The organism is Billgrantia hypersalina, from assembly GCF_052584175.1.
In genome coordinates this window covers 55,706-70,569 of record NZ_JBMIQI010000019.1, presented here as the reverse complement: position 1 = coordinate 70,569, position 14,864 = coordinate 55,706, and the positions used below count along the sequence as shown (strand labels likewise).

General features: G+C 66.9%; 16 protein-coding genes. 4 read left to right on the top strand and 12 right to left on the bottom strand.

Going from position 1 to position 14,864, the window contains the following annotated elements:
• Nucleotides 1-114: 114 nt before the first annotated feature.
• Entirely contained in the window at nucleotides 115-1,416 is a 1,302-nt protein-coding gene (locus tag ACOJCM_RS18555; RefSeq protein WP_445213562.1) for a D-alanyl-D-alanine carboxypeptidase, read from the top strand.
• Between the two features lie 76 nt (nucleotides 1,417-1,492).
• On the opposite strand, the gene ACOJCM_RS18550 is transcribed toward ACOJCM_RS18555, so the two are convergent.
• Genes ACOJCM_RS18550 through ACOJCM_RS18535 form a run of 4 tightly spaced genes read right to left on the bottom strand, consistent with a single transcriptional unit; the run spans nucleotide 1,493 to nucleotide 6,259 of the window.
• Complete coding sequence (locus ACOJCM_RS18550) at nucleotides 1,493-2,932, bottom strand: ABC transporter ATP-binding protein (protein WP_445213561.1); 1,440 nt, start codon at nucleotides 2,930-2,932, stop codon at nucleotides 1,493-1,495.
• Nucleotides 2,929-3,756, bottom strand: coding sequence for an ABC transporter permease (locus tag ACOJCM_RS18545; protein WP_445213560.1), 828 nt, complete (start codon nucleotides 3,754-3,756; stop codon nucleotides 2,929-2,931). Before ACOJCM_RS18545 ends, ACOJCM_RS18550 begins: the two co-directional genes overlap by 4 nt.
• A complete protein-coding gene (locus tag ACOJCM_RS18540) occupies nucleotides 3,753-4,736 on the bottom strand; it encodes an ABC transporter permease (RefSeq protein ID WP_445213559.1) in 984 nt (327 codons plus the stop codon). The genes ACOJCM_RS18545 and ACOJCM_RS18540 overlap by 4 nt, the downstream gene beginning before the upstream one ends.
• Nucleotides 4,733-6,259, bottom strand: coding sequence for an ABC transporter substrate-binding protein (locus tag ACOJCM_RS18535; RefSeq protein ID WP_445213558.1), 1,527 nt, complete (start codon nucleotides 6,257-6,259; stop codon nucleotides 4,733-4,735). The genes ACOJCM_RS18540 and ACOJCM_RS18535 overlap by 4 nt, the downstream gene beginning before the upstream one ends.
• 240 nt (nucleotides 6,260-6,499) lie before the next feature.
• Here ACOJCM_RS18535 and ACOJCM_RS18530 point away from each other — a divergent pair, with 240 nt between their 5' ends.
• A complete protein-coding gene (locus ACOJCM_RS18530; RefSeq protein WP_445213557.1) occupies nucleotides 6,500-7,375 on the top strand; it encodes a DMT family transporter in 876 nt (291 codons plus the stop codon).
• A 7-nt stretch (nucleotides 7,376-7,382) separates the two neighbouring features.
• Here the strand turns inward: ACOJCM_RS18530 and ACOJCM_RS18525 are convergent, their stop codons facing one another.
• The 3 genes from ACOJCM_RS18525 to ACOJCM_RS18515 are packed head-to-tail and all read right to left on the bottom strand — an operon-like array spanning nucleotide 7,383 to nucleotide 9,991.
• A complete protein-coding gene (locus ACOJCM_RS18525) occupies nucleotides 7,383-8,261 on the bottom strand; it encodes a metal ABC transporter permease (protein WP_445213604.1) in 879 nt (292 codons plus the stop codon).
• A gap of 43 nt (nucleotides 8,262-8,304) precedes the next feature.
• Nucleotides 8,305-9,093 (bottom strand): metal ABC transporter ATP-binding protein, encoded by a 789-nt coding sequence (locus tag ACOJCM_RS18520; protein WP_445213556.1) that lies wholly within the window; start codon nucleotides 9,091-9,093, stop codon nucleotides 8,305-8,307.
• A complete protein-coding gene (locus ACOJCM_RS18515) occupies nucleotides 9,086-9,991 on the bottom strand; it encodes a metal ABC transporter solute-binding protein, Zn/Mn family (protein WP_445213555.1) in 906 nt (301 codons plus the stop codon). The genes ACOJCM_RS18520 and ACOJCM_RS18515 overlap by 8 nt, the downstream gene beginning before the upstream one ends.
• Before the next feature lie 165 nt (nucleotides 9,992-10,156).
• Here ACOJCM_RS18515 and mntR point away from each other — a divergent pair, with 165 nt between their 5' ends.
• Nucleotides 10,157-10,639: a manganese-binding transcriptional regulator MntR gene (mntR, locus tag ACOJCM_RS18510; protein WP_445213554.1), complete on the top strand. Its 483-nt coding sequence runs from the start codon at nucleotides 10,157-10,159 to the stop codon at nucleotides 10,637-10,639.
• Nucleotides 10,640-10,707: 68 nt separating this feature from the next.
• Here the strand turns inward: mntR and thiE are convergent, their stop codons facing one another.
• Both thiE and ACOJCM_RS18500 read right to left on the bottom strand, forming a co-directional pair.
• A complete protein-coding gene (thiE, locus tag ACOJCM_RS18505; RefSeq protein ID WP_445213553.1) occupies nucleotides 10,708-11,322 on the bottom strand; it encodes a thiamine phosphate synthase in 615 nt (204 codons plus the stop codon).
• Nucleotides 11,323-11,380: 58 nt separating this feature from the next.
• Complete coding sequence (locus ACOJCM_RS18500; RefSeq protein ID WP_445213552.1) at nucleotides 11,381-11,911, bottom strand: C40 family peptidase; 531 nt, start codon at nucleotides 11,909-11,911, stop codon at nucleotides 11,381-11,383.
• A gap of 136 nt (nucleotides 11,912-12,047) precedes the next feature.
• Here ACOJCM_RS18500 and gloA point away from each other — a divergent pair, with 136 nt between their 5' ends.
• Complete coding sequence (gene gloA / locus ACOJCM_RS18495) at nucleotides 12,048-12,581, top strand: lactoylglutathione lyase (protein ID WP_445213551.1); 534 nt, start codon at nucleotides 12,048-12,050, stop codon at nucleotides 12,579-12,581.
• 19 nt (nucleotides 12,582-12,600) lie between these two features.
• Here the strand turns inward: gloA and ACOJCM_RS18490 are convergent, their stop codons facing one another.
• The 3 genes from ACOJCM_RS18490 to ACOJCM_RS18480 all read right to left on the bottom strand — a co-directional run bounded on the left by ACOJCM_RS18490 (nucleotide 12,601) and on the right by ACOJCM_RS18480 (nucleotide 14,848).
• On the bottom strand, nucleotides 12,601-13,341 hold the full coding sequence (locus tag ACOJCM_RS18490) for a DODA-type extradiol aromatic ring-opening family dioxygenase (RefSeq protein WP_445213550.1): 741 nt from the start codon (nucleotides 13,339-13,341) through the stop codon (nucleotides 12,601-12,603).
• Nucleotides 13,342-13,392: 51 nt separating this feature from the next.
• Nucleotides 13,393-13,851: a DoxX family protein gene (locus ACOJCM_RS18485; RefSeq protein ID WP_445213549.1), complete on the bottom strand. Its 459-nt coding sequence runs from the start codon at nucleotides 13,849-13,851 to the stop codon at nucleotides 13,393-13,395.
• An 82-nt stretch (nucleotides 13,852-13,933) separates the two neighbouring features.
• On the bottom strand, nucleotides 13,934-14,848 hold the full coding sequence (locus ACOJCM_RS18480; protein WP_445213548.1) for a LysR family transcriptional regulator: 915 nt from the start codon (nucleotides 14,846-14,848) through the stop codon (nucleotides 13,934-13,936).
• Nucleotides 14,849-14,864: the final 16 nt, after the last annotated feature.

Below are 14,864 nucleotides of genomic sequence, written 5' to 3'. Positions count from 1 at the left end.
TGCAAAAAAACCCGTTATTCCAGCTGTCAAGCGCTGCGTTAATGGCCATACTGGGGCAAGGTCCGCTTCAGAATCGGACCACAGGGAATCACAAGGGAACCAGAGGTGTTCGTCATGCGCTCCTACAACCGACGCGATCTCGGTGTGGCCGTCTTTTTTTTGCTTTGCCTACAGCTGCTGACGATCGGTGCGGTGCAGGCCAATCCCCGCTATGCGGCCATCGTCATCGATGTCGAGAGCGGTGATGTGCTGCATGCGGATAATCCCGATGCCACCCGCTACCCCGCGTCGCTGACCAAGATGATGACGCTCTACATGCTGTTCGAGGCCATCGAGAATGGCAGCATGCATCTCAACCAGCCGCTATCGGTGTCGTCCCATGCCGCCTCCATGCCGGCGTCTAAGCTCTGGCTCGCGGCGGGTAGTACCATCACCGTGGAGGATGCCATCAAGGCGCTGGTGGTGCGCTCCGCCAATGACGTGGCCGTGGTGGTTGCTGAAGCGCTTGGCGGTACGGAAGCCAACTTCGGTCGCATGATGACCCAGCGCGCCAATGAGCTGGGCATGCCCAGCACCGTGTTCCGCAATGCCTCGGGCCTGCCGGATAGCGCACAGGTCACCACGGCACGCGACATGGCCACCCTGTCGATCCGCGTGATGCAGGACTTCCCGCAGTACTATCACTACTTCTCCACCCAGAGCTTCACCTACCGTGGAACCACGCATACCAGCCACAACCGACTGGTGCGCAACTATCCCGGGGCCGACGGTCTCAAGACCGGTTTCATTCGCGCTTCAGGCTTCAACGTGGCGACCTCGGCGATTCGGGATAACCGCCGCATCGTCTCGGTGGTCATGGGCGGTTTCACCGCCGCTTCACGCGACACCCACATGGCTGACCTGCTCGACCGTGGTTTCGCCCGGCTCTCGATGCTTCAGCGGGGCGACTGGATCGCCAGCGCCGACGTGCTGGGCGATCGCATGGAGTTGCCGGAAAGCCCGCCGGCTTCCGCTTCGATGATGGCCGAGGCGAACGTCAACGAATCCCCCGAAAGCGTGAGTGAAGTGGGGCAGCGGTTCTCCTTCCAGTCCGAGATGGGCGTCGAGATGGGCTCCGCCGACGATCCGATCCGGGCCCTGATCGCCCAGGCCGATTCGCCTCGCTCCCCCGGCGGCAGTTGGGCCGTGCAGGTCGGTGCCTTCAACGACGCCGATCAGGCGCGCAGCCTGGCGGCTCGGGCGGCCGACCAGCTGGCCAGCCTGCTGAACGACGTACGTGTCTCGGTGGCGGAGTCGGACGACGAGCGTCGCGTCTTCCGCGCCCGGCTGGTCGACCTGCAGGAAAACGACGCCCACTCCGCCTGCGACAGCCTGCGCGCCCAAGGCATGGACTGCATGGTGGTGGCTCACAACTGAACCGGCCCCGCCTGCCGACACTGACGCCCCGCCCATGCGGGGCGTCACTCGTTTGGCCAAGCGTCAGGCATGACGTTCAGGCCATGGCCGGCTCATGTATACGCTCTGCCGAACTCGCGGTTTCGCCCAGGGAAATGCACGTGTCGCAGAGTCGCTTGATCAGCGCCGGGTCATGGCTCACCAGCATCATGCCGCAGCGACGCTCGCGGGCCAGCTCCACCAGCAGTGCCAGCGTTTGACGCTGGGTGATGGGGTCGAGCCGTGAGGTGGGCTCGTCGGCGAACAGAAAGCAGGGCTCGAGCAGCAGCACGCGCAGTATGGCAAAACGCTGCAGCTCGCCGCCGGAGATTTCGCCGGGGCGCCGCGCCAGTAGTCCCTCGTCGAGCCCCAGGCGTGCCATCAGCGGTGCGATTGAACCTCGCTCAAGGCGATGCCGCCGTATCAGGTCGTCGAGCAGGCGTGAGAGCCGCCAGTGGGGCGAGAAGGCTGCCGGCGGATCCTGATACAGCTTCTGGAAGCCGAAGCGGTGGCCGTCGGCGCGCTGAATCTCGCCGCCGTCGGCACGCGTCACGCCGAGCAGCATGTCGCCCAGGGTGCTCTTGCCGCAGCCGGAAGGACCGACGACACCGACAATTTCGCCAGGGCTGACCGTGAGCGAAAGGTCGCGGAACAGCTCGCGTCCGCCGCGAACCTTGGCCAGGCCGGTAGCGGCCACGACGGGAGGCTGGCGTACGTGGCCGAGCGGCGCGGGGGGCGGCCAACGGCTGGGCTCGGCATCCAGTAGCTTCCGGCCGTACTCAGTTGTGGGGTGAGTCAGGACTTGCTGGGCCGGGCCGCGCTCGACTACCTGGCCCTGACGCAGAATGACCACCTCGCCGCCAAGTCGACGAGCGACGTCGATATCGTGGGTGATGGTGAGCAGGGCGCCGCCGCGCTCGGGGGTGCGCGCCAGCAGCTCGACCACGGCGTCGCGGCGCGGTGCGTCGAGCCCTTTGGTGGGCTCGTCGGCAATCACGATGGGCGCCCCGCCTGCACTGGCCGCGGCAAAGGCGACGCGTTGCGCCATGCCGCCGGAGAGTTCGCCAGGCAGCTTGTTGCCCGCCTCGGCCAGGCCCAGCTCGGTCAGATCACGCCAAGCGGCCCGATGCGCTGCTTGCCGGTTCCGTCCGGCCACGTGGCGATGACTTTCGGCGACCTGGGACACGGCACGCATGGTCGGGTCCAGCGCGTGCCAGGGTTCCTGAGGCAGCAGCGCCAGGCGGCGGCCCCACAGGGCGCGGCGCGACGTGCCGCTGGCGGCATCGAAGCGCTCGCCATCGATGTCGAGCCGTCCCTGGGCGGCAAGACCCCGCGGCAGCGTGCCCATGATCGCCTGGGCGATCAGGCTTTTGCCCGAGCCGGTCTCGCCGAGCAGGGTCAGGCGCTCGCCCGCTGCCAGGGCACAGCTGAAGGGAGCAATGGCCACGCCATCGCCTGCGATTTCCAGGTTGTCGACACGCAGCAAGTATTCGCTCATCTGGGGTCCCTCCCCGCCAGAAGATTAAGGCTCAACACCAGCACGAACAGCACGACGATCGGCTGGGCCATGGCCCAGGGCGCCTCGTGGTAGTAGGGCAGCAGCTCGATCATCATCAGCCCCAGCTCAGCAGTGGGCGGGCGCAGGCCGACGCTGACGAAGCCCAGCGCCGCCATGGCGAGAATGGCACTGGCAGCGCCGAAGGCGGCCAGGGTCAGCACCTGCGGTGCGAGCTCCGGCCACAGGTGGCGGCGGAACAGGGTGAGGGGGCCGAAGCCGAGCAGCCGGCTGGCCTCCAATTGCGGTGAGGACGCCAGCACCCGGGTACGGGCGCGTACCACGCGAAAGTACTCGATCCACAGCACCAGCGAGATACCCACATAGAGTGCCCAGAAATTTCCCGGGGCGATGGCCACCAGCAGCAGCACCAGCAGCAGGCCGGGCAGCGCCAGGCAGGCATCGGCCAGGCTACCCAGCACACGGTCGAGCCAGCCGCCGCGCCAACCGGCCACCACGCCGAGAATGACGCCTGGTAAGGCGGCGCTGGCCACGCTGAGCAGCGCCATGCCCAGCGATAGGCGCACGGCGGAAGCCAGCCGCGCCAGCAGGCTACGTCCCAGGTGATCGGTACCCAGCGGTTCGGCCAGTGACGGCAGTTGCATTATGCGCGTGAGCTGCTGGCGCGCCGGGTCGGCATCAGAGAGCCAGGGCACCAGCCAGGCGAAGGCGAGCAGCAGGGCGAGCAGCGTGGCGCCGAGTTGCTGGCGTCGGTTGAACACAGGCAACGGCAACCGGCGAGAGGAGCGAAGACGTAACGTGCTCATGCGTTGCGCCTCCGGGGGTCGAGCCAATGGCAGAGCAGATCCACCACGGTATTGAGCGCGACGAACATCAATCCCATGAGCAGGGCAGTGCCCTGGATCATCGGTACGTCGCGGGCGACGATGGCGTGCACTAGGGCGTGTCCGATACCGGGCCAGGCGAACAGGGTCTCGACCACCACAACACCCTCGATCAGATAGACGAACTGCACGCCCAGGTAGGCGACGACCGGCACCGCGGCGTTGCGCAGGCCGTGGCGGAGAAAGCTCAGGCGCTCGTTAAGCCCCTTGGTACGCGAGAATACGTAGTAGGCCGACTGCGACACATCGGCCATGGCGTTACGCGCCACCCGGCTGGAGATGGCGGCCAATGCCAGCGCCAGGGTCAGCGCCGGCAGCACGCCGTGCGCGCTGCGGCCATGGCCGGCGGCGGGCAGCCAGCCCAGCGACACCGAGAAGATCAGTATCAGCACCAGCCCAACGGCGAAGGGCGGCAGGGCGCGCAGCACGCTGGCCACCACTTCGCTGATGCGATCAAGCGTGCCATTGGGCTTGAGCCCGGCGATCAGCCCTAGCGGCGGACCCAGCAACAGGGAGAGCAGCACGGCCATTGCCGCCAGGCCCAGTGAGTGGCCGAGTTGATGCCACAGCTCGGCTGCCACCGGTTCGCCGCTGACCAGCGAGCGCCCCAGGTCGAACTGCAGCAGGTCCCACAGCCAGCCGAAGTAGGCACGGAGTGCCGGCTGGTCCAGCGCCAGCTCGGCACGCACCGCCTCGGCGGCACTGGAATTGACCATGTCATGGCCGTAGCGTCCGGCGGCAATGCGGTAGGCCATGTCGCCGGGCAGCGAACGGGTCAACACGAAGGTCAGGGTGCCGACCACCCATGCCACCAGCCCGGCCTGGAACAGGCGCTGCAGCAGCAGGCCGCCCAGGCCTGACGTCCAGCGCGGGGCCGCTCGTGGTGCCAGTGCGAGGCTCATTCGCGCCACCTCAGCTCGTCGATGCGGTAGCTGCGCTCCAGCGGGTCGATGGAGAAGCCTTCCAGTTCGGCGTTGACCGCGGCGGTCTGCTGGTACCAGGCCACGGGCACGACCGGCATGGCCTCGTTCAGGCGCAGCGCCACGCGTTCGGCCAGTTCGGCGCGGGCTTCGACATCGGCTTCCTGGCGCAGGGTGTCGAGCCAGGCGGCCAGATCGGCGTCGTGCCAGCCCATGGCGCCCCAGTCGCCGCCCATGGTGTCGGGGTCGGTACCGAAGTCGTCGAGCAGGGTGCCGAGGGGGTCGGGCACCAGGCCGTAGTTGCGTGCCATCAGGCCCAGTTCCAGGCTACCGTCGCGGTGGCCGGAGGGGATCTCGCTGGCGTTGCCCACGGCCACTTCCAGCGCGACGCCGATCTCGCGCCACTGGTCTTGCAGGGCGGTGGCCACCAGCGGCAGCTCGGGGCGGTCGGAGAAGGTACGCAGGGTCAGCTGGAAGGGTTTGCCGTCACGCTCGAGCATGCCGTCCTTCCCCGCTTCCCAGCCCAGTTCGGCGAGCAGCTCGCGGGATTGCTCCACATCCTGCGCGCGGCTCGCATCGAGGCCGAGGTGCCAGGGGCCGAGGCTTGCCGGAAACAGCTCGGCTGCGGCGGCCTCGGGGTTGCGTAGCAGGCCGGCGGCGATGCCCTCGCGATCGATGGCCAGGCTCAGCGCCTGGCGGGCACGCTCGTCCTCGAGGAAAGGGTGGGCGGCGTTGACCTTGAAGATGATGGTGCGCGGCAGCGGCTCGGCATGCAGCGCGAGGCGGTCGTTTCGCATCAGCCGAGCCTGGCTTGCCGGGTCGAGGGTGAACACCACGTCGGCGTCGCCACTCTCGGCCATCATGGCGCGGGTTTCGCCGCGTCCTACCGCCAGGTAAGTGGCATTGGCGATGTCAGGCGCCTCGCCCCAGTAGTCGTCGAAGCGTTCGACATCGAGCCGCTGGGGTGGTGCCGCCGTTTCCACCCGGTAAGGGCCGGTGCCGATCACTTGGGTGACACGACCCTCGTCTCCGAAGGAACTCGGGGCGAGGAGCAGGGTGGTGGAGTGGGCCAGCAGGGCCGGCAGCGGCGCAAAGGGGCTCTCGAGTCGGAACACCACCTCGTTGCCCTCGGCCTCGACGGTCGTGATGGGCGCAGAATCGAGAATGCCCGGTTTGCCCAATGCGTGCTCGAGACTTGCCACCGCCGCTTCCGCCGTCAGCGGGCTGCCGTCATGAAAGGTGACGTCGTCCCGCAGGATAAAGCGCCAGGTCAAGCCATCCTCACTGGCTTGCCAGGACGTTGCCAGTCCCGGCGCGGGCTGGCCGTCGGTGTCGGTATCGACCAACGTCTCGGCAACGCGCATGCGGGCGTAGACATAGCCCGAAGTGGAGGGGTCGGCGCCGGTGATCTCCCACGGGGCAACCACGGAAAGCGGGCGATCGGCGGAAGCGGCCAGGGGCAGCAGAGCCAGGCTGAGGAGCAAAGAGCGAGGGGGCTGGGGCATGGCGAGTCTTCCTTGCGTCGTGGGGGTCATAGATGACACGTTATAACATATCTTTTTTGATCGAGAACAGCACCCGACCCTTTCCGGCATCGACCCTCGCAGCGCTGAATGCGCCATACGGGGGCACGTCACTTGCCGTCGCCCGTTTCAGCCGTTAGGTTAATCGATAAGCCCCGCCGCCCGTCTCAGGTCGGCGGGGTGGTTTTTTGTCAGCCGGGGCGAAGCGAAGGGGAGGGTGTCATGTCGCCTTCATTGAAGGGCATTTTGTTCATGTGTGCCGGCGTGCTCTGCCTGGCCATCGGCGACGCCATTGCCAAGTGGCTGGGCGAGGTGCACTCCCCGCTGCAGATCATCTTCTTCCGAACCCTGGTCTCGCTGCCGCTGATCGCGCTGCTGGCGCACTATGGCGGCGGCCTGCGCAAGCTGCGCACCCGGCGTCCCTTCGTGCACCTCGTGCGCGGCTTGATCTACGCCGGCACCATGTTCTGCTTCGTGTTCGGGCTGACCCTGCTGCCGCTGGCCGAGGCCACGGCGATCGCCTTCGTCGCGCCGCTGTTCGTCACCCTGCTCTCCGTGCCGCTGTTGGGCGAGCGCATCGACCCGCCCGTGCTGGTCGCCTCGCTGTTCGGCTTCGTGGGGGTGCTGATCGTGGTGCGCCCGGGAGGTGACGCCTTCCAGCTGGGCTCGCTGGCCCTCATCGGCGCGGCGCTGTTCTATGCGTTGATGATGATCACCGCGCGGCGCTACGGCGCCACCGAGCATCTCTGGGCAATGGTGTTCTACATGACGCTGGTGCCGCTGGTCATCACCGGGGTCGCCCTGCCTTGGGTATGGCAAGATCCCCATCCCTGGCATTGGCTGGGGTTCGTCGGGGCCGGTGTGATCGGGGTGGGAGCCACGGCCTGCATCACCATGGCCTTTCGCTTCGCGCCGGCGGCCATTGCCGCGCCCTTCGACTACTCCGCCATGCTCTGGGCGGTGCTGCTGGGCTGGTGGTTCTGGGGCGAGATTCCCGACGTGTGGGTCTTCGTCGGCAGTGCCCTGATCATCGGCAGCGGCCTGGCCATTGCCTATCATGATCGCCGCACCACCCTGAAGCGCCGCCCGACCTCGTAGTCGTGCGTCATGCCTGAGCGCGGTTGAGCTGCCAGCGCCGCCAGTGACGGGCCACCAGGCCATGCTTGGGAGCCGCCAGCAGCGCGACGAGGAACAGGCCCGAGGCCACCAGCACGATGGCGCCGCCCGAAGCGACGTCCAGCGATACCGAGAGCATCAGCCCCACCACGGCGGAAACCACGCCGATAGTGACCGAGATGGCCAGCATGGTGGGGAAGCGGTCGGTGAGCAGGTGGGCCGTGGCGCCCGGGGTGATCAGCATCGCCACCACCAGGATGATGCCGACCGTTTCCAGGCTGGCGACGATAGTCAGCGTCAACAGCAGGATCAGACCGTAGTGGATCGCGCTGGTGTTGAAGCCCAGGGCCTGGGCCTGCTGCGGGTCGAAGGTATAGAGCAGAAGCGGGCGGTAGGCCAGCCAGATCCCCAGGAGGGCCACGAGGCTGGCCAGCAGCGTCAATATCAGCGCCGAAGTCTGCACGCCCAGCACGTTGCCGAACAGGATGTGCAGCAGGTGGGTGCTGGTGGCGATCTTGCTGATGATCACGATGCCGAGCGCGAAGGCGGCGGTGAACATCAGCCCCATGGCGGCATCCGACTTGATGCGGGTATGCCGCTCGATGGCGCCGATGCCCAGCGACGTCAGCGCCCCGGTGACGAAGGCGCCGATGAAGAAGGGCCAGCCGAGCAGGTAGGCGATGGCCACGCCGGGCAGCACCGCATGGGAAATGGCGTCGCCGAGCAGCGACCAGCGCTTGAGTACCACATAGCAGGAGAGCAGTCCGCAAATGGCCCCCACCAGCACCGAGGTGAGCAGGGCGCGCTGCATGAAGCGATACTCGAAAGGAGCGGCGAGGCTTTCGGGGAGCAGGTTGACTGCCGTCATCAGCAGGGCAGTCAGGCCGTCGATCACGCCCAGGGCCAGGGTCTCAAGCGGCAACACAAACGCCTCCAGGCAGGGGGGCAGGGGCTCCGACCGCCAGGCGAGCCAGCATGGTATCGCTGAGCATCTCGTCGGGGGTGCCCATGCCGATCAGGGTACGGTTGATCAGCAGTACGTTGTCGGCGTAGCGCCGTGCGCTCGGCATGTCGTGTGTCACCATGATGACCGTGCGTCCCGCGCTGCGTTCGCGTTCTAGCGTCTTGAGGATCAGTGCCTCGCTGGGCGGGTCGACCCCCGCCAGCGGCTCGTCGAGCAGCAGGATACGGGCCTGCTGGGCCAAGGCGCGGGCCAGCATTACCCGCTTCTTCTGGCCACCCGAGAGTTCACCGATGGGGCGGGCGGCATGGTCGGCCATGTCGACGGCTTCCAGGGCGGCCTCCACGGCCCGGCGATGGCTGGGGTTGGCCCAGCGCCGGGGCAGCAGGCGCTGCCACAGCGGATCGTGGCGCATCAGGCCATAGCGGCCGGTCAGTACCGTGTCGCGCACGGAAATGGGGAAATCCCACTCCATGCGTTCCTGCTGGGCCATGTAGGCGATGCTGCCGGCCCTGCGCTGCGAAGCGGCGCTCTCGCCGAGTACCCGCAGGTCGCCGCGCAGCGGTGCCAGGCTACCGATCACCAGGTTGAGCAGGCTCGACTTGCCGGCGCCGTTGGGGCCGACAATCGCCGTCCACTGCCCTTGGGGCAGCGTCAGGTTGATGTCCTCCAGTACGGACTGCTGGTGGTAGGCTGCCCATAGCCGGGAAGCCTGGAGGGCAGGAAGCTGCTCAGTCATGGTCGCCTCCGAGGGTGTCACGCAGCACCCGGACGTTGTGACGCAGCATGGTGGCGTAATCCGGTGCCTCGCCGTCCGGCTCGCTGAGCGAATCGACATAGAGCGGACCGGCGATCTCGACCCGGCTCTCGTCGGCGACGCTGCGCACGTGGCGATCGGAAATGGTGCTCTCCCAGAAGATGGCGGCCGGCTGCCGCTCCTCGATCAGGTCGAGGATGCGCATGATCTGGCGCGGCGAACCCTCCTCCTCGGCATTGGTGCCCCAGATGCCGTCGTGCTCGAAGCCGAAGGCGTCGGCAAAATAGACAAAGGCCGCCTCGCTGGTAATCAGCAGGCGCTGTTCCTCCGGCAGGCCGGCCAGGCTTTCCATGAGCTCGTCATGCAGGGCGTTCAGCGATTCCCCCAGCGCCTCGGCGCGGGTCATGAAGGCTTCGGCAGCGTCGGGCCGGGCCTCGGCGAGGGTCTCGGCCGCCACCCGGGCGTACTCGGCGGCGGCACGCGGGTCCATCCACATGTGCGGGTCGACCTCGCCGGCGAAGTCGCCGGTGGCGATCGGTTGGGTGGCATAGCCGCTCTCCTCGGCCAGGGCGACCATCCGCGCGCCTTCGCTCGCCGTGGCCTCGACCTGGCCGATCCACTGTTCGAGGCCGTAACCGTTGTAGAACACGATGTCGGCCCTCTCGAGCGCGATGAAGTTGCTCGGTATCAGCTCCCACTCATGCACTTCCGCCCCAGCCGGCGTCAGCACGTCCACTTCGGCCTCGTCGCCTGCGACCTCGCCGACCAGATCGGCGAGCACGGAGAAGGTGACCGCCACCTTGAGCGGCGCCTCCTCGGCATGGCTCGTGCTCGACAGGGCGAGTACGAGGATGGTGATGAGTCCCTTGAAAACCGGCATCGGTCACTCTCCTCTGGTGGCGAGCCGTTGAAAGAGGGTTGTTTCGTTACATTCAGTTTCTGAGTACATGGCTACTATTTTAGCCAAGGTTAACTTGTAGGGTAGTAGGAAATCTCTATCGATGCCCAGTTGCTGCGCTATCGAGTGTTTAGCTATATTGGCGCGATGACCGACTCCCCGAACGACGTGACGCCGGATCGCCTGAGCAAGGCGGATGCCCTGCCGCCCAGCGACCAGCATGCGCAGCAGTACGCTGCCGTGCGCAACGCACATGAAACCGAGTTACTCGAAGACTACGTGGAGCTGATCGCCGATCTGCTGGAGCACCAGGGTGAGGCGCGATCGACCGATATCGCCGCCCGCATGGGAGTCAGCCAGGCCACGGTCTCGAAGACGGTGACCCGGCTCAAGGCGCTGGGGCTGGTTTCCAGCAAGCCCTACCGCTCGCTGTTCCTGACCGATAAAGGGGAGGAGATGGCGGCGATGTCCAACCAGCGTCACGCCATCGTGCTGCAGTTCCTGCGGGCCCTCGGGGTCAGCGACCGTACCGCGCGTATCGATGCCGAGGGCATGGAGCACCACGTCAGCCAGGAAACTCTGGATATCATGCTGCGTTACACGCGCGAACAGGAGCAGCGCGACGCCTGAAGTCCCGCTCCAGACGGAAATTCCGTTGTTTCTCCTCGTCACCTTATCCAACGACAATCCGAGACAAGTCATCCGGTAAAGAACGCGCGTGCGGCGACTTCCGGGTCCGGCTGTCCGCAAATCGCCGAGACTACCGCCGGCCCCTGCGCACCGGCTTCCCGCACGCGCTTGGCATGTTCGGCCTTGAGCCCGCCGATGGCCACGGCCGGCAGGGGGCTGGCCGCCACCAGCGAAGCCAGGCCGTCGAAGCCGAGCGGCTTGGCGTGGTTGCGCTTGGTGGTGGTGGCGAATACCGGGCCGAGGCCAAGATAGTCCAAGGCGGTCGGGTCGAGGCGGGCGAGCTGATCGTGGTTCTGCACCGAGAGGCCAAGAATGGCGCTTTCGCCGAGTTCGGCTCGGGCAACCGCCACGTCGCCATCATCCTGGCCGATATGCAGGCCCTCGGCGCCGCTTTCCACCGCCACCGCCAAGCGATCGTTGACGATCAGCGGCACGCCGCTGCCGGCCAGCGCCGCCCTGAGACGCCTCGCCTGGTCGATCATCTCGCCGTCGGAGGCGTGCTTGTCGCGCAACTGAACGACCGTCACGCCACCGCGCACCGCGGCTACCACGGTTTCCACCAGGCCGTGGCGGGCACAGAGTTCAGGGTCGGTTACCAGATAGAGGGAAAGGTCGAGTGGCATGTGTCACACCGAAATAGGGATGGGCATGCCTCGATCATACCTGCCGTGGGCAACGGCGTCAGGGCGCTGGGCCGGCAGCCCCCAGGAATCGATCCTGCCAGTAGTCCACGTCGAGCGGCACGCTGGTAACCTTGCGCCCCCTCCCGGGGGCATGGATCATCTGGCCGTTGCCGCGGTAGATGCCGACATGGGTGGCCTTGCGTCGGTCGCCGAAGAACAGCAGGTCGCCGGGCTGGGCCTGCTTCACGGCAGGCAGCGAGCGGTACTGCTCGTCGGCGGTGCGCGGCACCTGGATGCCTGCCGATCGATAGGCCATTTCCACCAGCCCCGAACAATCGAGCCCCTGCGGCGTGTTGCCGCCCAGGCGGTAAGGCGTACCCAGCGCACTCTTGGCGGTGGCCAGGATCAGCGTGCGCTCCATGGAAAGCGCCTCCTCGCCGTGGCGCGGGTCGTGGGTGGCCAGCTCGCGGCTGGCGCAGCCGGCCAACAGGACCAGCGCCAGCAGGCAGGCCACCAGACGCACGAAGCGCCAGGTGCCCTCACGCAACGGCACTGGCACGACGGTGAGTGGCAGCAGCGAGGTCGACATTGGGCGGTCCTTCATGAGTCGTAGCTGCCCCTACTCTAGCGCGAACCAGGAGAACCTGGCAGCGCCTGCGCCTGGAAAAACGTCGTCGCGATCCGCATCATTTGGCGACCGTATGCCACTGCAAAGGAGAGAGCCCATGAGTTTCAAGGGAGAGCAGCATCCCGGCGTGAAGGCGCCGACATCGGAATCGGCAGGCTTTCGCCTCAATCACACCATGCTGCGGGTCAAGGATCCCGAGAAGGCGCTGGCCTTCTATACCCGCGTATTCGGCATGCAGGTCCTGCGCCGACTCGACTTCGAGGAGCTGGGCTTCTCGCTCTACTTCCTGGCCAAGCTGGACGGAAGCGAGCAGGCGCCCGAGGACGAGGGCGAGCGCACGGTCTGGACCTTCCGTCAGCGGGGCCTGCTGGAGCTGACCCATAATTGGGGCACCGAAACCCAGGACGACTTCGCCTACCACGACGGCAACGCCGAGCCCCAGGGCTTCGGTCACATCTGCTTCTCGGTGCCGGACCTCGATGCCGCCGAGGCCTGGTTCGACGCCAACGAGGTCACCTTCGTCAAGCGCTCTGACCAGGGCAAGATGAAGGACGTGGTCTTTGTCAAGGACGTGGACGGCTACTGGATCGAGGTGGTCCAGGCCGATCGCCTGTCGGCGCTGGGGGACTGAGCCTGGCGTATGGCGTCATTCAGGCGAAGGCGTAGACGTCCATCGCCAGCACGCCGTGCTCCACGCTGTGATGCAGGCGGCGGGCCTCGCCGCCTGCGCCCAGCGCCACCAGCAGCGGCTGGAAGTGCTCCGGCGTGGGGTGGTTGCGCCGCGCCTGCGGTGCGCTTTCCCATTCGAGCAGGGCGGCACGCTCGTTTGCCGTCAGCTTCTCGTGTATCCAGTCGGCGAACTCGCCGACCCAGGCCGGCATTGGCGCTTCCTGCGCCTGCATCTCGGCCAGGTTGTGGGTCAGGCTGCCCGAGCCGACCACCAGCACGCCTTCTTCTTCCCGTAACGCTGCCAGCTTCTCGCCGAGCTCTACCAGGGCCTGGCTTGACCAGGTCACCGGCAGCGACAGCGACACCACCGGTATGTCGGCCGCGGGGAACATCAGCGACAGCGGCACCCAGGCGCCATGGTCCAGGCCGCGCTCGACCGGCACCGCATTGAGCTTACGGGCCAGGCGCAGGGCCAGTTCCGGCTCGCCCGGTGACGGGTATTGGCATTCGAAGAGTTCGCGGGGAAAACCGCCGAAATCGTGGATGGTCTCGGGGTGCGCGCTGGTGCTTACCAGCAGCCGCTCGCTGGCCCAGTGGGCCGAGACCACCACGATGGCCTTGGGCGAGAGCGTCTTGCCGAGTTCGCGCAGGAAATCGTGCGCCGGCCCCGGCGTAAGGGCCAGCATGGGTGAGCCGTGGGAGATAAAAAGGCTTGGCTGCATGGCAGGCTCCTGGGTGGCTGGCGCCGCGGGGCGGCGCCATGTCGGGTTGAATCAGGCAAAGCGACGGTTGAGAACGAGACTACCGCTGCCCAGCCCTGCTTGCACCAGCAGCGCGACGGCCCAGAACACGGGGTATTCCCAGCCGCCGCCCGGGTTGGAGAAGACCCAGCCGTTACCGGCATGCACCCAGGTAGCACCGAGCAGCACCGGTATCAATGCCAGGCTCACCCAGCGAGTGTAGACGCCAAGTAGCAGGGCCAGGCCGCCACCGACCTCGGCCAGGATGGTCAGGTAGGCGATAAAGCCGGGTAGGCCGATCGACTCGAAGTAGCCGACGGTGCCTGGCACGCTAAAGACGAACACCTTGAGCAGGCCGTGGGCCAGCGCCATGACGCCGAGCGATACGCGCAGCAGGGTGATGGCATGGGCCTGGACGCTTTGCTCGGAAGAGATACCGAGCGGTACGGCATGGGACGGTGTGTTGGGAGAATGAGGGGCTTGCGTTTGCATGGTCGGGGCTCCGTTATGGGTCAGGGATGCCTTCACTCTACGCCGCCCTTCTCGTGGGATAATCATCGCTGTGTGAACAACTTCATTGCTCGAGAGGCAACAATCCCATTTCCTGCTCCCAGACGGGCGGATCGCCCCAGGCCTCGGCCAGGAAATCGAGCAGCCGCTCGACCTTGACCGGCAGGTAGCGCCGCGCGGGAAAGACACCGTAGATGCCCAGCGTAAACGGCGCTGCGTCCAGCAGCAGGGGGACCAGGCGGCCGTGGCGGATGCTCTCGGTGACCAGGAAACTGGGCTGATGGGCAATGCCCAGCCCGGCCTCGGCGGCATGGGTCAGCACGTCGCCGTTGTTGCTCTCCAGCGGACCCTGCACCGCGAGGCGGCGCCCGCCGAGCTGCCAGTCGGCGCCGCTCGCCGTGCGATAGCGCAGGCAGCGATGCTCGGCCAAGGCTTCCAACGAACGCGGCTCGCCGAAGCGCGCCAGGTAGTCCGGCGAGGCGCAGAGCAGCAGGCGGCAGCGGGTCAGGCGGCGGGCCACCAGGCTGGAATCGGGAAGCTCGCCGATGCGGATTGCCAGGTCATAGCCTTCCTCGAGCAGGTCCACGCGGCGGTCATTGAGGTCGAGACGCACCTGCAGCGCAGGGTGCTCGAGCATGAAGCGCGTGATCAACGGCGAAAGGAAGCGCGTGCCAAAGGACATGGGGCCGTTGAGGCGCAGCCGGCCGCAGACCTCGCTGCTGCCGGCGCCCAGCTCGGCCTGGGCTTCCTCCAGTGCCTGCAGGATGCCCTGTGCGCGGGCCAGGTAGCTCTCGCCGGCCTCGGTGAGGTGCAGGCGCCGGGTCGTGCGCTGCAGCAAGCGCACGCCCAGGTGGCTCTCAAGATCCATGATCAGCCGCGAGACCCGCGTTCGCGATAGGTCGAGTGTCTCCGCCGCCCGGGTGTAGCTGCCGAGCTCGGCGACGCGCACGTAGGCGGTCATGGCATCCAGCAGGTTCATGGTCTCTCCTCGCGCC